Source organism: Paenibacillus sp. Marseille-Q7038, from assembly GCF_965111595.1.
Genome location: NZ_CBCOOM010000001.1, coordinates 2,821,925 through 2,842,707, shown reverse-complemented (window position 1 = coordinate 2,842,707; position 20,783 = coordinate 2,821,925). Strand labels below are relative to the sequence as shown.

The following is a 20,783-nucleotide window of genomic DNA, read 5'->3' as shown; positions in this document are numbered from 1 at the left end:
AAAATCGGAAAAACATTTGAATAATTAAAGACCATTGTCACAAACTACAGGATATCTGTATTTTGAGGGAGGATCATAACCAAATGACACTGGACTTGCAAAAATATGGCGTACGTACTGATTTAGCAGTGGAGGCTAGAGAATTAGCTCAAATGCATGATCGTTCCCCTATTCCGGGGGTAGAGGAAGAAGTAGAGCAGTTTGGAGATATTAAAGTTACCAGGCTTGATGTACTGAATGAAGAAGGTTCGAATCGAATCGGACGTATCATTGGACACTATGTCACACTGGAAGTTCCAAAACTTCGGAATGGAGATACGACACTTCAGGAAAAAGTTACGGCCACTTTCACAAAAGAGATGGAAGATTTTATTGCGAAAATTGGAATATCGAAGTCGGCTAAGGTGCTGATTGTTGGCTTAGGCAACTGGAATGTCACCCCGGATTCACTAGGGCCGCTGGTTGTTGAAAATACGATGGTTACTCGTCAATATTTCGAACTCATGCCAGACCAGGTTTCCCCAGGATACCGAAATGTAAGTGCGATTGCTCCGGGTGTGCTTGGCCTGACGGGAATTGAGACAAGCGAGACAGTGCAAGGAATCGTCGAACGAACGAGCCCCGATCTGATCATTGCGATTGACTCCCTTGCTTCCAGATCACTTGAACGTATCAATACGACGATTCAGGTTGCGGACATTGGCATACATCCCGGATCCGGAATTGGTAACAAACGAAAAGGAATCACAAAGGAAATTTTGGGTGTCCCATGTATAGCCATTGGCGTACCAACGGTTTGTTACGCTTCGACTATAGTGAATACCACGTTCGAGTTGATGAAGGCTCATTTTGCCAAAGAAACAAAATCAGGCAGTCAAATCCTTGGTGTACTTAATGATATAAGTGAACAGGAACGACTGGGTCTCGTTAAAGAAGTACTTGAACCGCTTGGACATGATCTCATTGTCACACCAAAAGAAATCGATGATTTCATTGAAGATATCGCGAATATTATTGCAAGCGGACTGAATGCTGCACTTCATGAGGCCGTAGATCTTAGTAACGTAGCTTCTTATACGCACTAACAAAAGATGGTGAGAAGAAGACCGAATCTATCGGTCTTCTTTTTTGTTTCTATTATTTTTAGTTCTACTTGTTACCTCCGGTTCATAGTTTTGAAGTATGAGAGATTTGCAAGAACAATAAGTGAATCTCTTACGCTCATAACGAAAAGCATAGATGTTTCTTTCGGCTGAAGTGCTTACGGAGGTGGACAAGTTCAAGTGAATAAAATACAAACATGGAATGTGGCAAAATGGAGAGCTGGCGTTCTTAGGATATTAGCAACAGGAAGAGCACTTATGCTACTTATAATGGTTTCTGCCCTATTTTTTGTCGTGTTAGGTCTTGGAGGAATGGCGGAGAGAAAACTTAACACCTCTTCTATATCGTCTATGAAAGGTTTTGCAGGATCGATATCAAGCGGGATATTCATGGATATGCTCGGAATGGAACTGCCTCATCTTGCTCAGGGCAAGCAGCAATCCGAGATAACGGGGGAACAGATCACCTCCTTTGTGTTTGAAATGCTAACTGGTGTAGATCCACTGAATCCAAAAAGCCTTATTGCAAGTCAGGTTTCAGGTATGGGGACTAACGAACCGGTACTGCTGCGGATTGGATCAGGCAACGAAAAGGCAGAGGCTCCGCAAGACTATCAGCCTGACCCTGGGTACGTTGCTGAGTCCAGCGGGGAAACACCAGGTCAAGCAGAACCGGATCCTGAACCTGCACCTGATCTAGGTGAATCACCGGCTCCGGGCAACACTAAGCCTGGCACGGAAGTTCCAGGTAAGGTTACGGAAAATCCGAGCCCTGCCGAAGCGAAAAAGAAAACGGTTCTCATCTATCATACTCACCCGCATGAAGCCTATAATCCACTGCTGGGAACGAAGAGCAACAACCCTTCCTCCCCGAAAGCAAGTGCGAATGTGTTTTTGCCAGGAAGTTATCTTACGAAAGCTTTGGAGTCACAAGGGATTGGTGTTGTCCATGAGACAGAAGATTATGTAACTACAAAAAAAGATTACAACTGGAATTATTCTTATAAATATTCAAGAGAAACCGTTAAAGCAGCAATGGCCGCGAACGATGATCTTACGTATCTCATCGATATTCACCGAGATTCTTCTAGACATGATAAATCAACCGCCACGATCAACGGAAAAAGCTATGCTAAAGTCTTTTTCATCATCGGTCATGATAATCCCAATTGGGAAAAAAACGAAGCCTATGCAGCGAAAATTCATAAAAAAATGGAAAAATTGTACCCAGGCCTTTCAAGAGGGGTATGGGGAAAGAATGGCGGAGGAGGAAACAACGGTGAGTATAACCAGTCCTTGTCCGAGAACAGTATTTTGATTGAAATTGGCGGTATTGATAATACCGATGCAGAGCTTAAACGTACATCAGAAGCACTGGCAGACATTATCGCCGAAGTGTATATGGAAGATCAGAAAATCGATAAAGCCAGCACGGATCCGAATCCGAGCAGTTCAAATAAGGGCTAGACCACGAATACATGGACGGAGGAAAGCGTATGACCTCTTTTGCAAAAAGATTATTCATGTTTATGGTACTTATCATATTTGGAATACTGCTTGGAATGCAGATTGCTGGATCAGGTCTTGACAGCCTGGATAAACAAGGGACAGAATTGCCGCCAACCGGAGATTTAACAAAGCCAGCAATGCAGCAGGAAACCGTATTATTAGAGGAAGAACCGGTAATAGTACAGACTAGACCACAGATCATTACCCCGAGAGAGGTACTCGTGACCGATCCGGGAAAAGAACCGGCAGTCGACCGATTTGCGGAGAAGACGGCCGGACTCTTACAGCAAGCTTCCCAAAGCGGGATTCGCTGGGTGGTTTCGCTATTTAACGGTGTAACAGATTAGATAATCGTGGAAAAAACAGGAGATTTTCCTGATAAGAACAACTTTGGCTCTCCTCTTATTGAAGGCTGTACCGCTTACTGCTATAATGAGATGATTGACATTAGGCTGTTTGTGGGGGTAAGGCATGACAGACATTCAAGCAAGACAACGAAAAATTAGAAACTTTAGTATTATTGCACATATAGACCATGGTAAATCTACTTTGGCTGACCGTATTCTGGAGTACACGGGTGCACTTACTTCGCGTGAAATGCAGGAGCAGGTACTTGACCAGATGGATCTGGAACGGGAACGCGGAATTACCATTAAACTGCAAGCAGTGCGACTTACTTACAAAGCAGATGACGGTGAAGAATATCTTCTTAACCTGATTGATACACCAGGACACGTCGATTTTACGTATGAGGTATCGAGAAGTCTTGCTGCTTGTGAAGGTGCACTACTTGTTGTGGATGCGGCACAGGGCATTGAAGCTCAGACGCTGGCAAATGTGTATTTGGCACTTGATAATAACCTTGAGATCCTTCCGGTTATTAACAAGATTGATCTACCAAGTGCAGACCCTGAAAGGGTTAAACAGGAGATTGAAGAAGTAATTGGTCTGGACACAAGTGAAGCGGTCCTCGCTTCTGCGAAAGCAGGAATTGGGATTAAGGAAATTCTCGAGCAAGTTGTTAAGGGAGTTCCTGCACCTACTGGTGATACAGACAAACCACTGAAGGCACTTATTTTCGACTCGCACTATGATCCTTATAAAGGGGTTATCGTATATATTCGCGTCGTGGACGGGAAGATTAAAGCAGGTTCGAAGATCAAGATGATGGCAACGAACAAGACTTTTGAAGTCATTGAAGTGGGTTCATTTATGCCGCGTATGACGATTGTAGACGAGCTGAACGTTGGAGATGTAGGTTTTGTTGTAGCCGGAATTAAGCATGTTGGGGATACGCGTGTCGGGGATACGATCACGGACACGAAGAACCCTGCGTCTGAACCATTGCCGGGATATCGTAAAATCAACCCGATGGTATACTGCGGTCTCTACCCAATTGAGACATCGGACTATAATGATTTACGAGAAGCATTAGAGAAGCTGCAACTAAATGATGCATCCCTTAGCTTTGAACCGGAGACATCCAGCGCACTTGGATTTGGTTTCCGTTGTGGATTCTTGGGACTGCTTCATATGGATGTTATTCAAGAGCGGATTGAACGAGAATTCAACATTCCACTCATTACGACAGCACCAAGCGTTATTTACCGCATTAAGCTGACGAATGGTGAAGTGATCGAGATTGATAACCCATCCAATTATCCGGAAGTCGGACGAATTGATCATGTCGAGGAGCCATATGTGAAAGCTGACATTATTGTACCGAATGATTATGTAGGTACGGTTATGGAACTTTGTCAGAACAAACGTGGTGAATACCTCAACATGGAGTATCTCGATGCGAACCGCGTAACGATTACGTATGAGATTCCGCTTGCGGAAATTGTATATGATTTCTTTGATCAGCTGAAATCAAGCACAAAGGGATATGCATCATACGATTACGAAGTTTGTGGGTATCGCGTGTCGAACCTCGTGAAGATGGATATTTTGCTGAATGGAGAGCAAGTTGATGCTCTGTCCTTTATCGTTCACCGTGAACGTGCATATCAACGCGGCCGGATCATTTGTGAGAAGCTACGCGGACTTATTCCACGTCAAATGTTTGAGGTGCCAATTCAGGCTTCCGTAGGTACGAAAGTAGTAGCACGGGAGACGATTAAGGCGATGCGTAAAAACGTGTTGTCCAAATGTTACGGCGGTGACATCTCACGTAAACGGAAACTGCTTGAGAAGCAAAAAGAAGGTAAAAAGCGGATGAAGCAGGTTGGTAACGTAGAGGTTCCGCAAGAAGCGTTTATGGCAGTCTTAAAAATTGATGATTAATCATCAAAATTTTTAAGACATTTCATTTGACCTACAATCGACCATTTGGTGCATCACGACAGTGTGCATGAATGGTCGATTGAACGATTGATTCATTTGGTGCATCACGACAGTGTACATGATTGGTCGATTAAACGATTGGTCCATCTAGTGCTCCACGAAAAGTGTGCATAAAAGATGAATGAATGTTTAAGAATTTAGTTCTCTTTTCATGTTCAAGCATTCGAAAAGGAAAGCCACTCTGGCTTTCCTTTTTTCTATAATAACGATACAATGATTCTTTACACGATGTATAAATATAAGGGGGTATACCCGCATGACTCTTGAGAAGCTTGCAGAGCAACAATCCGCACCTCAAGCGGTGTATATTCATATTCCTTTTTGCACCAATAAATGTTTCTACTGTGACTTCAACTCGTATGTTCTGAAAGATCAGCCGGTTATGAAATATTTAGAAGCGCTCGAGCGGGAGATGGAATATACAGTAACACAAACACCTCCGGGTGAAATTAAAACAATTTTTGTCGGAGGAGGTACACCTACTGTACTGAAACCAGATGAAATGGCTTATTTTTTGAAAACGGTACGTACTTATTTTCCTAACTGGTCCGAAGACATTGAATTCTCAATGGAAGCAAATCCAGGTACGACGGATCTAGAGAAAATGGCGGTAATGAAAGAAGGCGGAGTAAACCGGGTTAGTTTTGGAGTACAAGCTTTCCAAAATGAACTGTTAACAGGGATTGGCCGCATTCATAATATAGATGATGTATATCGCAGTCTTGAAAATGCGCGTAAAACGGGACTGACTAACCTTTCTATTGATTTAATGTTTGGTTTGCCGAATCAGACGGTGGAGATGCTTTCTGATAGTATTACACGGGCGCTTGAACTTGATCTTCCGCACTATTCAATCTATGGACTTAAAGTAGAAGAGAATACACTCTTCCACACCATGTTCCAAAAGAACCAGCTGCCGTTGCCAAGTGAAGATAATGAACTTCAAATGTATCTATTGTTAATGGAACGCATGAAGGAAGCGGGATACAACCAATACGAGATTAGTAACTTTGCCAAGCCAGGCAAAGAAAGCCGTCATAATATCACTTATTGGAGAAATGAAGATTATTATGGTCTTGGAGCGGGAGCTCATGGATACGTTCATAGACAACGCCATATGAATGTTCGTGGGGTGAATCCTTACAATGAAGCGACTGAAAAAGGTCTGCCGCGTCTTGAAACCTTCACTATTTCTAAAGAAGAAGCAATGGAAGATTTCTTGATGGTAGGGCTTCGTATGCTGGAAGGTGTCTCAAGTACACGGTTTGAACAGCAATTTAATGTGAAGATGGAAGACATATTTGCCAAACCGCTGCATAAAATGTTGCATGCAGGGCTCTTGGAAGCGGAAGGTGATATGTATCGCTTAAGCAGCCAGGGAGTCCTGTACGGGAATGAAGTGTTTGCGGAATTCATAGGTGCGATAACCGTTAAATAATATCTTGAACTTCTATGCGTCATGATGTATATTTATACAAATATTGATGGCATCATACATAGGAGGAGAGAAAATCATGACTGCGGTATGCAGAAAAGCGTCGCCAGAAGATGTGGATTCGTTATTCCTGATGATTAAAGGCTATGCAGAGAGAGGAATTATGCTTCCCCGCTCGCGAGATGTGCTCGAGAGGCAGATTGATCTTTTTGTTGTGGCCGAAGTCGATGGTAACGTCGTTGGATGCGGCTCTTTATGCCAATTGGGGAATGATCTGGTGGAAGTCAGATCGCTTGGAATCTCGGAGGGTCACAAAGGCCAAGGGATTGGTTCCTTGCTGTTAGACAAACTCGTAGAGGAAGCCAGAGAACTTCAAATACCGAAAATCATGGCTCTTACGTATGAGGTATCTTTTTTTGAAAAGAACGGTTTCTCTATTGTAAGCAAAGAGATTTTCCCGGAAAAGGTATGGACGGATTGTGTTCATTGCAGTAAACAAAGTTGCTGTGATGAAATCGCCGTTTTAAAAGTATTAAGTGAATAGAAGTAGATCGATTAGCTGCGGAGGATATAGGAGAGTTTTTAATTCTTATCTCCTTCGCAGCTATTAACATTTCAAAGCCTGAATTTGGTTAAAGCTTAAATTGTGATAAATGTAATAGACGCCTCATGAGCGGCTGATATAGTAGGAGGGTGTGTTTACTAATACCGTCTGAAAAGGAGATCTCGCTCTATGCAGATGCTTGCATATATTGGTTTGATCGGGAGTGCTATTTTTTTCTTTTTCATCTTATTATCCATGATTCTGGAAAAGTGGAATAAAAAATGGCTTACACTCGGTCTGCTCGTATTTATCATTATTTTTGCCATCGGTGCTGGAATAGGTGTGAGTTAAGATATCTGTAAAAGACCAAACCGACTTGACAACGTTCAGGTCAGTTTGGTATTTTTGTATTATTGATTAGCACTCGTTAGAGTTGAGTGCTAACGATGAAGAATACCACATTTAATTTAGGGAGGGGCACACGTATGTTAACCGAGCGACAACGACTGATACTCAATGCGATTGTTGACGATTATATCCGTTCGGCGGAACCCGTGGGATCCCGTAGCATTTCAAAAAGGGGCGATGTTGGTTTTAGTCCGGCAACGATCCGTAACGAAATGTCTGACCTGGAGGAAATGGGATTTTTGGAGCAGCCGCATACATCTGCCGGCCGCATTCCTTCACATAAAGGATATCGTTATTATGTTGACCATTTGGTTCCTTGGAATGAAACGGAGCCCTCTGAGCTGCAACAGCTCAAATCTTTTTTCGCTGAAAAATTAAATGCGATGGAACAAGTGATACAGCACGCTTCAACCATCCTATCCCATATGACCAGTTATACTTCGATCTTGCTGGGTCCAGAGGTGTTTCATACCTCGCTTCGTCATTTTCAGCTGTTACCCCTGGGTGAGAATTTGGCAGTGGCGATTATCGTAACCAGCACAGGCCAAGTGGAGAATAAGACGGTAAGTCTGCCTCCCGGCATCCCATTATCTGAAATGGAGCGAGTAGTAAATTTGCTGAACAGCAAACTGGTGGGAGTACCTTTATATAAATTAAAAGCTAGACTGCACACCGAGATTGCAAAAGAGATGGAGAAACACATCTCCCATTATGAAGGATTTATGCACTTGCTTGACTCGGCACTGGATGGAGAATCCGAACATCGTCTTTATCTCAGTGGTACAACGAATATGCTCAACCAGCCGGAGTTTAGAGATGTGGAGAAAGTAAAAGATATCTTTGATCTTCTGGAAGAGACTCCGACCATGCTGAAGATGATGACACCTAAGATGGGGACAACCGGCGTACAGGTTCGAATTGGTACCGAGAATAAGCATGAGGCCTTTTCAAATTGCAGTCTGATTACAGCTACTTATTCGGTAGAGGGTGAGGCACTAGGAACCATTGGAATCTTGGGCCCAACTCGTATGGAATATGCAAAAGTGATCAGTATTCTTAATGTGTTATCTAAAGATCTGACCGCCGTACTAACTCATCGTTTTAAATAATTTTGATGAGAAACAGTCAATTGGTAACTCTAAATCTTGTCTTCTTTTAAATATAGGTTGTGTTTAGAATAGACAAGATTCGATTAATAATGAAATCTATGAACTAACGCAGGTCTGTATCGCTCTGATGTGGAATGAATAGAGGACCGCGTTATCAGAGTAGTGGACTTATTCCTATTTTAAGGAGGTGAACATCTTGAAAGATGAACAAACATTTGTAGATAAAGAAGAAAACACTCCGCAAGAAAACGTTATGAATGAAGCGGATCAAGCTGCAGAAGAACAAAACCCGGTGAATGATTCTACTGAATCAGCACAGGAGGGAACTGAAGCAGAGGTACTTGATCCTGAAGCTGCTAAATTCAAAGCACTTGCTGAAGAGAATGAGAAACGCTACTTACGTACACAAGCTGATTTCGATAACTTCCGTCGCCGTACTCAAAAGGAGAAGGAAGACCTAGCGAAGTATGCTACTACGAAGCTGATCACTGAACTTGTACCTGTCATTGATAACTTTGAACGTGCGATGAGTACTGCTGATTCTAATACAGATACGGACTCCTTTATTAAAGGAGTGAACATGATCTTCCGCCAGCTGGAGGGTGTCCTCGGAGCGGAGGGTCTTACTGTTATGAACACGGTGGGTCAGCCGTTTAATCCGGAATTCCACCAAGCTATCATGCAGGTTGAAAGTGATGAGTATGAAGAAGGATTCGTTGTGGAAGAAGTACAAAAAGGCTACATGATTAAAGATCGAGTACTTCGCCCAGCGATGGTTAAAGTAAGTATGTAAAATCAATTATGCTAGCCATTCGAAAGAATGGCGAAATAATTGATTGACAAAAACATTAGTATGAACATTTCGGTGCCAGTCGAAAAGACTGCATGAAATGTTTATACTCTGTGTTTAGATGTTTTAAAGTCTTAGATGTTTTAAAGTCATAATGCTTTAAATGTTTTCATGTCTTCATGTTTTAGATGTTTCGCATGTCTTAAATGTGTTCACGTTAAAAATATCTATATAGATTTCCAATAAATAATTCGGGGTAAGTCACTGAATTTCTACGAATGATATACATTGAATAAAAGGGCCTAAAAAGCCTGCACATACAGAAGGAGGATATTATCCATGAGTAAAGTTATTGGTATTGACCTTGGAACCACAAACTCTTGCGTAGCGGTTATGGAAGGCGGCGAAGCAGTAGTCATCCCTAACCCAGAAGGCGGACGTACTACCCCTTCCGTAGTAGGTTTTAAAAAAGATGGTGAACGTGTTGTAGGTGAAACTGCAAAACGTCAAGCAATCACAAACCCTGATCGTACGATCAGCTCTATCAAACGTCATATGGGTACGAGCCATAAAGAAACAATTGATGGAAAAGATTACTCCGCTCAAGAAATTTCAGCAATGATCTTGCAAAAACTGAAATCTGATGCAGAGGCTTATCTTGGCCAACCGGTAACACAAGCGGTTATCACGGTTCCAGCTTACTTTAATGACGGTCAACGTCAAGCTACAAAAGATGCTGGTAAAATTGCAGGTCTTGAAGTTCTTCGTATTGTCAACGAGCCAACAGCTGCAGCCCTTGCTTACGGTCTTGAAAAATCCGAAGATCAAACAATCCTTGTATATGACCTTGGAGGCGGTACGTTTGACGTATCCATCCTTGAACTTGGTGATGGATTCTTCGAAGTAAAAGCAACCAGCGGCGATAACAGCCTTGGCGGTGACGATTTTGACCAAGTGATCATTGATTACATGGTAAGTGAATTCAAAAAAGATCAAGGTATTGATCTGAGCAAAGATAAAGCAGCTGTACAACGTCTGAAAGACGCTGCGGAAAAAGCGAAAAAAGAATTGTCCGGCGTACTGACAACTACTATTTCTCTTCCGTTTATTACAGTAGCAGACGGCGTGCCGCAACACTTGGAAATGAACTTGACTCGTGCGAAATTTGAAGAAATTTCTGCGAACCTGGTAGAGCGTACACTCGGCCCAACTCGTCAAGCTCTAAGTGATGCAGGTATGACAGCTAACGATATCGACAAAATTGTTCTTGTTGGTGGATCGACTCGTATCCCAGCAGTACAAGAAGCAATTAAACGACTGACTGGTAAAGATCCTCATAAAGGGGTTAACCCAGATGAAGTTGTTGCTCTTGGTGCAGCAGTACAAGCCGGCGTACTTACGGGTGACGTAAAAGACGTAGTTCTTCTTGACGTAACTCCATTGTCCCTGGGTATTGAAACTGCAGGCGGTGTATTTACGAAGATGATCGAACGTAATACAACGATCCCAACTAGTAAATCCCAAGTGTTCTCTACTTATGCGGATAACCAACCAAGCGTTGAAATCCACGTACTTCAAGGGGAACGCGAAATGGCAGCGGGTAACAAAACACTTGGACGCTTTATGCTTGGAGATATTCCTCCAGCACCACGCGGTGTACCACAAATCGAAGTTACTTTTGACATCGATGCGAACGGTATTGTTAACGTATCTGCTACAGACAAAGGAACAAATAAAACACAAAAAATCACAATCACATCTTCCAGCGGTTTGACAGATGCAGAAGTTGAACAAATGATGAAAGATGCTGAACTTCATGCAGAAGAAGATAAAAAACGCAGAGAACTTGTTGAAGTGAAAAATACGGCTGACCAATTGATCTACTCCGTAGATAAAACAATTAAAGACCTCGGCGAAAAAGCAGATGCAGGCGAAGTAGAAAAAGCAAATGCAGCGAAAGAAAAACTGCAAAAAACGCTTGAATCCGATAACGCTGAAGAAATCAAAGCAGCTACAGAGGAACTTACTGAAATCGTTCAGCAACTGTCTGTAAAACTGTATGAGCAAGCTCAGCAAGCTGCTGAAGCACAAGGTGCAGGTGCAGACGCCGAGCAAAATGCAGGCGGACGCGATAATGTCGTTGATGCTGACTATGAAGTTGTAGATGAAGATAAAAAATAAATGATCGTTTGTAAAAACGATCATATGCCTTACTAGTGACAAGCATGGGAAGGTCAAAGCCGGAGTAATTTCGTGCTTTGATTCTTCCTTTTGTCACGTATATACGTTATGTTTATAGTTATGTTTGTAAAAGGTATGGGGGTGGAAGAGTGGCTGATAAGCGTGACTACTATGAGGTACTAGGCGTTAGTAAAAACGCTGGTGAAGATGAAATTAAAAAAGCATACCGTAAGCTGGCCCGTCAATATCACCCGGATGTAAACAAGGCAGCCGATGCGGAAACGAAATTCAAGGAAGTAAAAGAAGCTTATGACGTTCTTAGTGACGGACAGAAGCGAGCAACATACGATCAATATGGTCATGTTGATCCGAATCAAGGGATGGGCGGCTTTGGCGGAGCTCAAGACTTTGGTGGTTTCGGCGACATTTTCGATATGTTCTTTGGCGGCGGAGGCGGCGGACGTAGAGATCCAAATGCACCGCAACGAGGTAATGATCTTCAGTACACGATGACCATTGAGTTCAAGGAAGCAGTATTCGGTAAAGAGTCCGATATTACGATTCCACGGACAGAGAGCTGCGATACATGTCATGGTTCCGGTGCAAAACCAGGAACGAAACCAGAAACTTGTTCCGTATGTCATGGCAGCGGTCAAGAAGAGGTTGTTCAGAATACTCCATTCGGACGTATGGTTAATCGCCGTGCTTGCTCCAACTGTGGAGGTTCTGGGAAAACAATCAAGGAAAAATGTACGACTTGCCAAGGAAGCGGTAAAGTTCGTAAACAACGCAAGATTCACGTTCGGATTCCAGCAGGTGTGGATGATGGTGCACAGCTTCGTATGAGCGGTGAAGGTGAAGGGGGATTACGCGGAGGCCCTGCAGGCGATCTCTATATCGTAATTCGTGTTAAATCACATGACTTCTTCGAAAGAGAAGGAAATGATATCTACTGTGAAATTCCACTGACGTTTGCGCAAGCAGCACTAGGTGATGAGATTGAAATCCCGACCTTGCGAGAAAAAGTGAAACTAAAAATCCCGGCAGGCACGCAGACAGGAACTTATTTCCGACTCAAAGGAAAAGGTGTTCCTCATCTTCGCGGAAGCGGTCAAGGAGATCAGCATGTAAAAGTGGTCGTTGTCACTCCAAGCAAACTGAGCGAAGAACAGAAAGATTTGCTTCGTGAATTTGCTGCATTGAACGGAGAACAAACGCATGAGAATGAGCAATCTTTCTTTGATCGTGTAAAACGTGCGTTTCGTGGAGACTAATAGGCTGAAAAAAGACTGTTCATCTTAAGAATGAGCAGTCTTTTTTGCGTATAAAAAAATAGGTTATGCGGCACTCTAAACTTGAACTATACATGATCATTGGATTTCTTATGAAATGAAAAAGGCGGTGTACTGACGTGACAGAAAAAAATATTCTCGCTTACTTCAATACCCCTGAACAAGCTCAGAATGTTGCTGCAAAGCTACAAGGCTTAAAGGTGGAGCACATGTCAATTGATCGTTTTAGCAGATATGCGGGTGGAGGCAGCAATGATCCGATTTTGACTAGTACCATGAGCAGTTTAGCTTCTGTGACCCAGGATGGCACTTTTACGAGAGATGCAGGAGTTCTTGCTGCTGCCGACGTTACAGCGAGCGGAATGAGTGATGGAGGCGGTGGCGGTCCTACAGGAAAAGATATTCTGTTAACTGTGGTTGTTGACGAATCTTCTCATCATGAGGCACTTGCCATTATTGAACAGTCTGGTGGCTTTATTTAATAATTCAATGTTAGGAGGAAGATCAAATGTCACATAATAAACGGATTGATAAAGTGATGACAAAAACAGAAAAAATTAAAGAATTACAATCCTCGAAGGTGGAAGATGTGGAATTCAGTAGTATAGAGGCAGATCTTGAAGATATTGAAGCTTTGAACCGCAGTGCAGCAGCAGACCGTCGACAAACGAAAGAATTACATGATTTTAGATTCAAACAGAAATAGAAGAAGCGCCGGCTATATAGCCGGTGCTTTTTTATGTATTGCTATAATTACATAAGCACCTGGACATAACTGTGAACGTTATTAACATGGAGTCTTTGTGCTCGCTGCAGGATATATAGTACAATGAGAAAGATGAAGATAGGGGAGGAAATAATAAACTTATGCTATGGAATGAAATAACAATACATACGACGGAAGAAGCAGAGGAGATGATCTCTAATTTTCTGCACGAAGCTGGTGCAGGCGGTGTATCCATTGAAGAATCAGGGACGCTGAACAAAAAGAGATCAACTCAATATGGGGAACTGTATGATCACCCGCTGAACGATATTCCTGAAGGGGAAGCTGTGATTAAAGGGTATTTTGCAGATACCGTGGATATGACAGAAGTAACGAATACAATTCGTCCTCGCATTGAAGAACTGCAGGAATTTGGGATAGATGCCGGAAAGGTAGATATCTCGGTACAACAAGTAGATGAAGACAGCTGGGCTAATGCATGGAAACAATATTTCAAACCACTGAAAGTATCAGATCAGTTGGTTATTAAACCCACATGGGAGGAATATGTACCTGCAAGTCCTGATGAGAAAATTATCGAAATTGACCCGGGGATGGCTTTTGGAACCGGAGCACATCCAACGACTTCTCTGTGTCTGCGTGCGCTTGAGCAATATCTCCAAGGCGGGGAGGAACTTATTGACGTAGGAACGGGATCTGGGATTCTGGCAATTGGTGCGGTAAAACTCGGAGCAAAACATGTGCTGGCGCTTGATCTCGATCCGGTTGCTGTGCAAAGTGCCGAAGAAAACACACACCTAAACGGATTAGAACGCAACATTACAGTCTATGAAAGTGACCTGCTGTCCATACTGGACAAACAGGATAATGAACTTGGAGTAAGCATGCCTGTTGATGTGGTCGTTGCTAACATTCTGGCTGAAGTGATTTTGCTCTTCATCGGAGATGTGTATCAGGGTTTAAAACCAGGCGGTCTATACATCGCTTCTGGTATCTGGAAAAACAAAGAAGAAATTGTACAGAAAGCACTGAAAGAAGCCGGTTTCGACATCATAGATATTCATCGTGAAGATGATTGGCTTGCTTTTGTGTCGAGGAAATAAAGAATGGACTTTCTTAATCAGTTTTTCTTCTATGACCTGGATCGTCTTCCTTTCTTTATTCTGACGATTATCATTGCATTTACGGTCCATGAGTTTTCTCATGCGTATTTTGCTAATAAATTTGGAGATCCAACAGCAAGATTGCTTGGGCGTATGACGCTCAATCCAGCAGTTCATTTCGATCTTTTTGGACTATTGCTGCTTGTCATTGCCGGATTTGGATGGGCACGTCCCATCCCTGTAAATCGGGATAATTTTGAGAAACGCCGTATGATGAGTGTGGTTGTGTCAGCGGCTGGACCTCTGAGCAACTTGCTTCTTGCTGTTCTCGGTACGATTACGTATGCGCTTCTTGTTCAGTTAGGAGTCATGGAGTCCATCGAGAATCAAAGAATTGTGTTTGCAATCTCTACTTTTTTCTCCATTTTTAATGTAACCAACTTTTTCTTGTTTTTCTTTAACTTGATTCCGCTCCCTCCGCTTGACGGGTACCGAATTGTTGAGGAACTTGTGTCTCCTTCCGCGCGAATGAAACTGCACAAATTGGAACAATGGTCTATGTTGATTTTCCTGATTCTCGTCATTACCCCGCTGAGCCGTTACACCATTACTCCGCTATATGAGTTGTCAATGAGTTGGTATGTGGGGATCGCACAGATGATCATGACGATTTTTGCTTGATCATAGAAAAGAAGGGGCAGCAGGATGGATGGCACATAGCTCGGAAGTCGCTGCTGCCAGTCTTTTAAGGGTAGTCAGAAGACATGAAAAGTTGTAACATGTAATGTGGTCATTTTCATGACAACACTGTATTTTAATCTAAACCATTGATATGAAAAGACAGGTGATCATCGTCCATGCAGCGTTATTTTATTGAACCAAATCAGCTAGAAGAACATAAAGCAACCATTACTGGCGACGATGCAAGACATATCACGAAGGTAATGCGCGGCAAGACAGGGGATAAGCTGATCGTAAGCAACGGAGTTTCCCGGGAAGCGCTGGCTGAAATTTCGGAGATTGAAGCTTCACAAGTAACGGTGTCTATCATAGAGTGGCTGCCTATGGATCATGAACCTAAAGTCTCGGTAACCATCGCCCAAAGCTTGCCTAAAGGGGACAAGATGGAACTTGTCATCCAGAAATGCACTGAAATTGGAGCTGCCGTGTTTATTCCTTTCGTCTCGGAGCGAACCATAGTGCAGTATGATGCCAAGAAAGAAGGCAAACGTCTGGAGCGTTGGCGGAAGATTGCCAAAGAAGCTGCCGAGCAAAGCCATCGCAACAAAGTTCCAAAAATCACGGAATCAAAATCATGGAAAGAGCTTTTGGCTTCTTTTGAAGAGTATGATCTCGTATGTTATTGTTATGAAAAAGAACAAGGATTGCAGCTGCGCGATGTGGTGAAGCCGTTTGCTGACAAACTGAAAGCAGATCCAAGTATAGATCCGCGTGTTCTTGTGATCGTGGGTCCTGAAGGTGGATTTACTACAGGGGAGTCAGAAGCAGCAGAAGCAGCGGGAGCGAAGTCAGTTGGATTAGGGAAACGAATTTTGCGTGCAGAAACGGCCGGGATGCTGGCTCTAACATGTATCTTATATGAAACTGAGGAAATGGGAGGAATGTAATTATGCCATCCGTGGCGTTTTACACCTTGGGTTGTAAAGTTAACTTCTATGATACTGAAGCCATTTGGCAACAATTTAAAGATGCAGGATACGAGCAAGTAGATTTCGATTCTCAGACAGCCGATGTCTATCTGATTAACACGTGTACGGTTACGAATACAGGCGACAAAAAGAGTCGTCAGATTATTCGCCGCGCCGTTCGCCGTAATCCTAATGCTATTATTGCAGTAACAGGTTGCTATGCACAAACCTCACCAGCTGAGATTATGGATATTCCCGGAGTAGACCTTGTAGTAGGTAACCAGGACCGTGATAAAATCATCCCGTACGTCAACCAAATCAAGCAAACTCGTGAGCCGGTTAATGCGGTACGGAATATTATGAAGACACGTGTGTTTGAAGAAATGGACGTACCTGATTTTGCAGACCGTACCCGGGCGTTTTTGAAAATTCAAGATGGATGCAACAATTTTTGTACGTTCTGCATTATCCCATGGGCAAGAGGGCTATCTCGCAGCCGTGATTCCCAAAGTATTATTATGCAGGCTCATCAGCTCGTAGAAGCCGGATACAAAGAGATTGTACTAACCGGTATTCATACAGGCGGTTATGGCGATGATTTGGACAATTATGACTTGTCGAGCCTGCTATGGGATTTAGACCGGGTAGATGGTCTAGAACGGATTCGGATCAGTTCCATTGAAGCCAGCCAAATTGACGATCGTATGCTCGATGTACTAAACCGCTCATCCAAAATGTGCCGCCATTTTCATATTCCGCTCCAAGCGGGGGATGATAACGTCCTGAAACGGATGCGCCGTAAGTATACGACAGAACAGTTCTATAATAAAATGCTACGGATTCGTGAAGCCATGCCGGATGTAGGAATTACTACGGATGTGATTGTTGGATTCCCAGGAGAGACAGATGAGATGTACAGAAATGGATACGAACTCATGAAAGCTATCAATTTCTCGGAAATGCATGTGTTCCCTTATTCCAAACGTACAGGTACTCCGGCAGCGCGCATGGAAGATCAAGTAGATGAAGAAGTGAAAAATGCACGCGTTCAGGAACTCCTGCTGTTATCTGACTCCATGAAGCTGGCTTACGCTCAGAAATTTGTAGGCGATGTACTGGAAGTCATTCCGGAAGGAAATGCAAAAGAAGACAGAGAAAGCGGCAGACTGCATGGATATAGTGATAACTACATCCAAATGGAGTTTGACGGTTCCGAAGAATTAGTAGGCCAGCTGTGCCGAGTCAAAATGACGAAGGCTGGTGTGGATGCAAGTGAAGGACAACTTGTACGTGTGATGGATAACCGAGCTAAGATTATAATATAAAAAGAGGGCAAGGATTTCACTGCTAAGGAGAGGAAACACTTCGATCCCTAGGTTGTTGAAATCCTTGTTTGTCCAAAGAGGGGAGAATCGACATTATGGCAGCTAAAGAAATTTCAGCGGGTGGAGTCGTATACCGCAATTCAGAAGAAGGTCTTGAAATCCAATTGATCGTAGACAGATATGCAAAAATTTCACTTGCAAAAGGTAAAATGGAGTCAGGAGAAACGATTGAAGAAACGGCGCTACGTGAAATCCAGGAAGAAACAGGAATGATCGGCAAAATCATCGAACCCGTCGATGTCATTAAATATACGTATGAACATTCTTCACTTGGAACCGTAGATAAAGAAGTTCACTATTATCTCGTAGAAGCATTGAGTGGAGATTTGCAGCCACAGGTAGAAGAAATTAAAGGTGTAGCATGGTATAAACCGTTGGAAGCTTGGGAAAAGCAAAAGCAAAATGGCTATGATAACAACGATAAAATTCTGAAGCAGGCATTGCAAAAGCTTGGTATTGAAGTAAAGTAGACTGTATATTTCAATACGAAGTGTTGGTTTCAATGTGATCGCATAATTTGAGGATCGTTTATTTTTGCTCTAAACGATCCCATATTTTAAGATAACAGAGCGGTAGGGCGAGCAGGGAACATACGATATTAAAAATGGTTTGGGCATGTGCAATCTGCGCGCCAGGATCACTAGTGAAATAAGCAACTGCTTCATAAAGCCAGTGAATCAGCGGAATAAACAGCAGTGCTCCTGATACATTCAATATGACGTGAGACCAAGCGACAAAATGACCGGCTCTGCTTCCTCCAGCTGCAGCCATGACCGCTGTAACACAGGTTCCGACATTAGAACCAAGTACAATCGCGATCCCCACTTCCGGCGGGAGTACACCAGAGCTGGCAAGTCCAATGGCCATACCAATCACTGCCGCACTGCTGTGTACAATCGCGGTAAGACATGCCCCTGCAATTACGCCCCACCAGACGCTGTGACTCGCTTGGTGAATAAACCAAGGGAAAAGCCCTCCTTGTTCCAAGGCGGGGCCTACTTTTTGCATGATGAATATACCTAGCATAACAAGAGAAAAACCTGCTCCTGCAAGAAGCACGTACTGGATGTTCCATATCGAAGCCGAAATGCGGCTACCTGCCTTTGTTTCTCCTAGCATGACGATTATAGCCCATGCTCCTAAAAAGAAAAGTAACATCGGTAAAGCGTACTTTCCAATCTGGAGACTTAGCAGTTCTGTGGTGATACAAGTACCAATATTACTGCCAAGAATTATGCTAAGTGTTCTTGCATAATTAAGGAGTCTCGCGTTAACTAAACCAATGGTCAACACCGTGACGGCTGTACTGCTTTGCAGCACGGCCGTAATGCCTGTACTGAACAGCATGCCCTTAAGGGGAGTGGAAGTAGCCCGTTCCAAAGAAGTGGCGAGAGATCGTCCGCCTGCCTTATGGAGGGAGGCTTCCATTAGCTTCATACCTGCAAAGAACAGGATAAGACCATAAATGAGTGGAAACACAACAGATCTAATCATAGGGTATGCACCTTCTCTCGCACGACTTGTCTCTTTTTCCATCTTATGTGCAAAAAGGGACGACCATGACAAGCAGGGGAGCTCCCGTGAGATCTAGTTTTGATTGATAAAAGGAGTTGTACGTATTTTGGCATCTGTAGTCCTTACGAAAAGCCGTAAGAAACGTATTGAACAGGGACATCCCTGGATATTTAAAAATGAAATAGAGTCGGTAGAAGGTCAGCCTCAGCCAGGCGAACTGGTGGAAGTGAAGAATCATCAGGGCCGTTATCTTGCTACCGGTTATTATAATCCGGCTTCACAAATCACAGTGCGGGTAGTATCTTATGAACCCATCACAGCGATGGACAAAGCCTTTTTTGTAAGTAGATTTGAGCAGGCATTACAGCACCGAGAACGTTTTGTAACCGGTGGCGACGCATATCGCTTGGTTTATGGCGAAGCTGACTTTGTACCGGGACTCACGGTTGATCGGTTTGGGGATGTACTTGTTGTGCAGCTGCTGACGCTCGCTATGGATCAGTGTCGTGATGTAATCGTAGAAGCTTTAGTGGAAGTAGTGAAGCCAAAAGGTATTTACGAGCGCAGCGATGTGGGTGTTAGAGAGCTGGAAGGATTGGAGCAAGTCAAAGGGCTGCTCTACGGAGAATGTCCTCGGCATGTAACCGTAACCGAGAATGGACTGCTTATCAAAGTCGATATCGAGCAAGGACAAAAGACAGGTTATTTCTTTGATCAACGCGAGAATAGAGCTGCCATTCATCCACTGATGAAGGGCTGGGGTCATAGAAGCGGAATTGCCTTGCAAGAAGTAGAAAAAGACGGGAAACTAACGCAGGTACCTGTTAATAAAAGTGGAAAAGAAGTCACCTTCCCTTATTGGGACGGAGCTACGGTTCTTGAGTGTTTCTCACATACAGGCAGCTTCACGCTGAATGCTTGTAAATATGGAGCGAAACAAGTCACATGTCTTGATATATCGGAACATGCTATTGAAAGTGCACGTGAGAATGTGAAGTTAAATGGCTTTGAAGATCGTGTTGAATTCGTTGTGGACGATGCGTTCCAGTATTTGAGAAATCAAGTAAAAGGGCTTGAAGAACGTGCAGAACGTGCGAAAGCCGATAAAAAAGTCGACACTTCCAAAGCAATGACTGCAGGAGGCGGACGAACTTTTGATGTTGTTATTCTCGATCCTCCCGCGTTTGCGAAAACACGAAGCGCAGTAAAAGGGGCTGTTCGTGGATATAAGGATATTAACCTGCATGGGATGAAGCTTGTTAACGAAGGCGGATATCTTGTCACAGCAAGTTGTTCTTATCATATGCGTCCGGATCTATTTCTTGAAACCATTCAAGATGCAGCTGCCGATGCTGGTAAAATTTTGCGTCTGCTCGAATGGCGTGCAGCAGGTAAAGATCACCCACAAATTTTAGGTGTAGAAGAAGGACATTATTTGAAATTTGCCATCTTTGAAGTGCGTTCAAAATAATAAATAAGAATCTGCCCTTAATGCGGTTAGATTAGAAAAAAAGCATCTGTCTACTCTTTGTTACTAAGAGCAGCAGGTGCTTTTTTTGCATAGTTCGTACTGCATTGGCTTCTATTACCAAACGCATGTTCCTATTCGCAGAGGTATGGTATACTGAAGGACAGAATGTTAAGAGAGTATATTAAGAGATATTCTCCTGTTTTCATAGATGTTTTC

Annotated in this window: 20 protein-coding genes; 19 read left to right on the top strand and 1 reads right to left on the bottom strand. The window is 43.2% G+C overall.

Annotated elements, in window-relative coordinates:
• The first annotated feature begins 83 nt into the window (after positions 1–83).
• The 18 genes from gpr to ACWPWY_RS13430 all read left to right on the top strand — a co-directional run bounded on the left by gpr (position 84) and on the right by ACWPWY_RS13430 (position 18,051).
• Entirely contained in the window at positions 84–1,085 is a 1,002-nt protein-coding gene (gpr, locus tag ACWPWY_RS13515; protein ID WP_454192154.1) for a GPR endopeptidase, read from the top strand.
• Between the two features lie 198 nt (positions 1,086–1,283).
• On the top strand, positions 1,284–2,570 hold the full coding sequence (locus ACWPWY_RS13510) for a stage II sporulation protein P (RefSeq protein ID WP_454192153.1): 1,287 nt from the start codon (positions 1,284–1,286) through the stop codon (positions 2,568–2,570).
• A gap of 29 nt (positions 2,571–2,599) precedes the next feature.
• The gene (locus ACWPWY_RS13505; RefSeq protein WP_454192152.1) at positions 2,600–2,959 is read left to right on the top strand and encodes a hypothetical protein; all 360 of its coding nucleotides are present in this window, start codon (positions 2,600–2,602) and stop codon (positions 2,957–2,959) included.
• Between the two features lie 124 nt (positions 2,960–3,083).
• Positions 3,084–4,898 (top strand): translation elongation factor 4, encoded by a 1,815-nt coding sequence (gene lepA, locus ACWPWY_RS13500; RefSeq protein WP_454192151.1) that lies wholly within the window; start codon positions 3,084–3,086, stop codon positions 4,896–4,898.
• Between the two features lie 316 nt (positions 4,899–5,214).
• Complete coding sequence (gene hemW, locus ACWPWY_RS13495) at positions 5,215–6,396, top strand: radical SAM family heme chaperone HemW (protein ID WP_454192150.1); 1,182 nt, start codon at positions 5,215–5,217, stop codon at positions 6,394–6,396.
• Positions 6,397–6,472: 76 nt separating this feature from the next.
• Entirely contained in the window at positions 6,473–6,937 is a 465-nt protein-coding gene (locus ACWPWY_RS13490) for an N-acetyltransferase (RefSeq protein ID WP_454192149.1), read from the top strand.
• A 189-nt stretch (positions 6,938–7,126) separates the two neighbouring features.
• Positions 7,127–7,288: a hypothetical protein gene (locus ACWPWY_RS13485; protein ID WP_454192148.1), complete on the top strand. Its 162-nt coding sequence runs from the start codon at positions 7,127–7,129 to the stop codon at positions 7,286–7,288.
• A gap of 134 nt (positions 7,289–7,422) precedes the next feature.
• Complete coding sequence (gene hrcA, locus ACWPWY_RS13480; RefSeq protein ID WP_191798822.1) at positions 7,423–8,454, top strand: heat-inducible transcriptional repressor HrcA; 1,032 nt, start codon at positions 7,423–7,425, stop codon at positions 8,452–8,454.
• 196 nt (positions 8,455–8,650) lie between these two features.
• Complete coding sequence (grpE, locus tag ACWPWY_RS13475; RefSeq protein WP_454192147.1) at positions 8,651–9,247, top strand: nucleotide exchange factor GrpE; 597 nt, start codon at positions 8,651–8,653, stop codon at positions 9,245–9,247.
• Positions 9,248–9,583: 336 nt separating this feature from the next.
• The gene (gene dnaK / locus ACWPWY_RS13470) at positions 9,584–11,425 is read left to right on the top strand and encodes a molecular chaperone DnaK (RefSeq protein WP_454192146.1); all 1,842 of its coding nucleotides are present in this window, start codon (positions 9,584–9,586) and stop codon (positions 11,423–11,425) included.
• A gap of 149 nt (positions 11,426–11,574) precedes the next feature.
• Complete coding sequence (gene dnaJ / locus ACWPWY_RS13465; protein ID WP_454192145.1) at positions 11,575–12,699, top strand: molecular chaperone DnaJ; 1,125 nt, start codon at positions 11,575–11,577, stop codon at positions 12,697–12,699.
• A gap of 137 nt (positions 12,700–12,836) precedes the next feature.
• Complete coding sequence (locus ACWPWY_RS13460; RefSeq protein WP_454192144.1) at positions 12,837–13,199, top strand: hypothetical protein; 363 nt, start codon at positions 12,837–12,839, stop codon at positions 13,197–13,199.
• Positions 13,200–13,225: 26 nt separating this feature from the next.
• Positions 13,226–13,423 carry a YfhD family protein gene (locus ACWPWY_RS13455; RefSeq protein WP_454192143.1) on the top strand — a complete coding sequence of 66 codons (198 nt, stop codon included), beginning with the start codon at positions 13,226–13,228 and terminating at the stop codon, positions 13,421–13,423.
• A 161-nt stretch (positions 13,424–13,584) separates the two neighbouring features.
• Positions 13,585–14,547: a 50S ribosomal protein L11 methyltransferase gene (prmA, locus tag ACWPWY_RS13450; protein ID WP_454192142.1), complete on the top strand. Its 963-nt coding sequence runs from the start codon at positions 13,585–13,587 to the stop codon at positions 14,545–14,547.
• 3 nt (positions 14,548–14,550) lie between these two features.
• On the top strand, positions 14,551–15,228 hold the full coding sequence (locus ACWPWY_RS13445; RefSeq protein ID WP_454192141.1) for a site-2 protease family protein: 678 nt from the start codon (positions 14,551–14,553) through the stop codon (positions 15,226–15,228).
• A 176-nt stretch (positions 15,229–15,404) separates the two neighbouring features.
• Positions 15,405–16,175 carry a 16S rRNA (uracil(1498)-N(3))-methyltransferase gene (locus ACWPWY_RS13440; protein WP_454192140.1) on the top strand — a complete coding sequence of 257 codons (771 nt, stop codon included), beginning with the start codon at positions 15,405–15,407 and terminating at the stop codon, positions 16,173–16,175.
• A gap of 2 nt (positions 16,176–16,177) precedes the next feature.
• Positions 16,178–17,521: a tRNA (N(6)-L-threonylcarbamoyladenosine(37)-C(2))-methylthiotransferase MtaB gene (gene mtaB / locus ACWPWY_RS13435; RefSeq protein WP_454192139.1), complete on the top strand. Its 1,344-nt coding sequence runs from the start codon at positions 16,178–16,180 to the stop codon at positions 17,519–17,521.
• 92 nt (positions 17,522–17,613) lie between these two features.
• Positions 17,614–18,051, top strand: a complete 438-nt coding sequence (locus ACWPWY_RS13430; protein WP_454192885.1) for an NUDIX hydrolase — start codon at positions 17,614–17,616, stop codon at positions 18,049–18,051.
• 58 nt (positions 18,052–18,109) lie between these two features.
• On the opposite strand, the gene ACWPWY_RS13425 is transcribed toward ACWPWY_RS13430, so the two are convergent.
• Entirely contained in the window at positions 18,110–19,075 is a 966-nt protein-coding gene (locus ACWPWY_RS13425) for a Na/Pi cotransporter family protein (protein ID WP_454192884.1), read from the bottom strand.
• 127 nt (positions 19,076–19,202) lie between these two features.
• On the opposite strand from ACWPWY_RS13425, the gene ACWPWY_RS13420 reads away from it, so the two are divergent.
• The gene (locus tag ACWPWY_RS13420) at positions 19,203–20,567 is read left to right on the top strand and encodes a class I SAM-dependent rRNA methyltransferase (RefSeq protein WP_454192138.1); all 1,365 of its coding nucleotides are present in this window, start codon (positions 19,203–19,205) and stop codon (positions 20,565–20,567) included.
• The last annotated feature ends 216 nt before the right edge of the window (positions 20,568–20,783 follow it).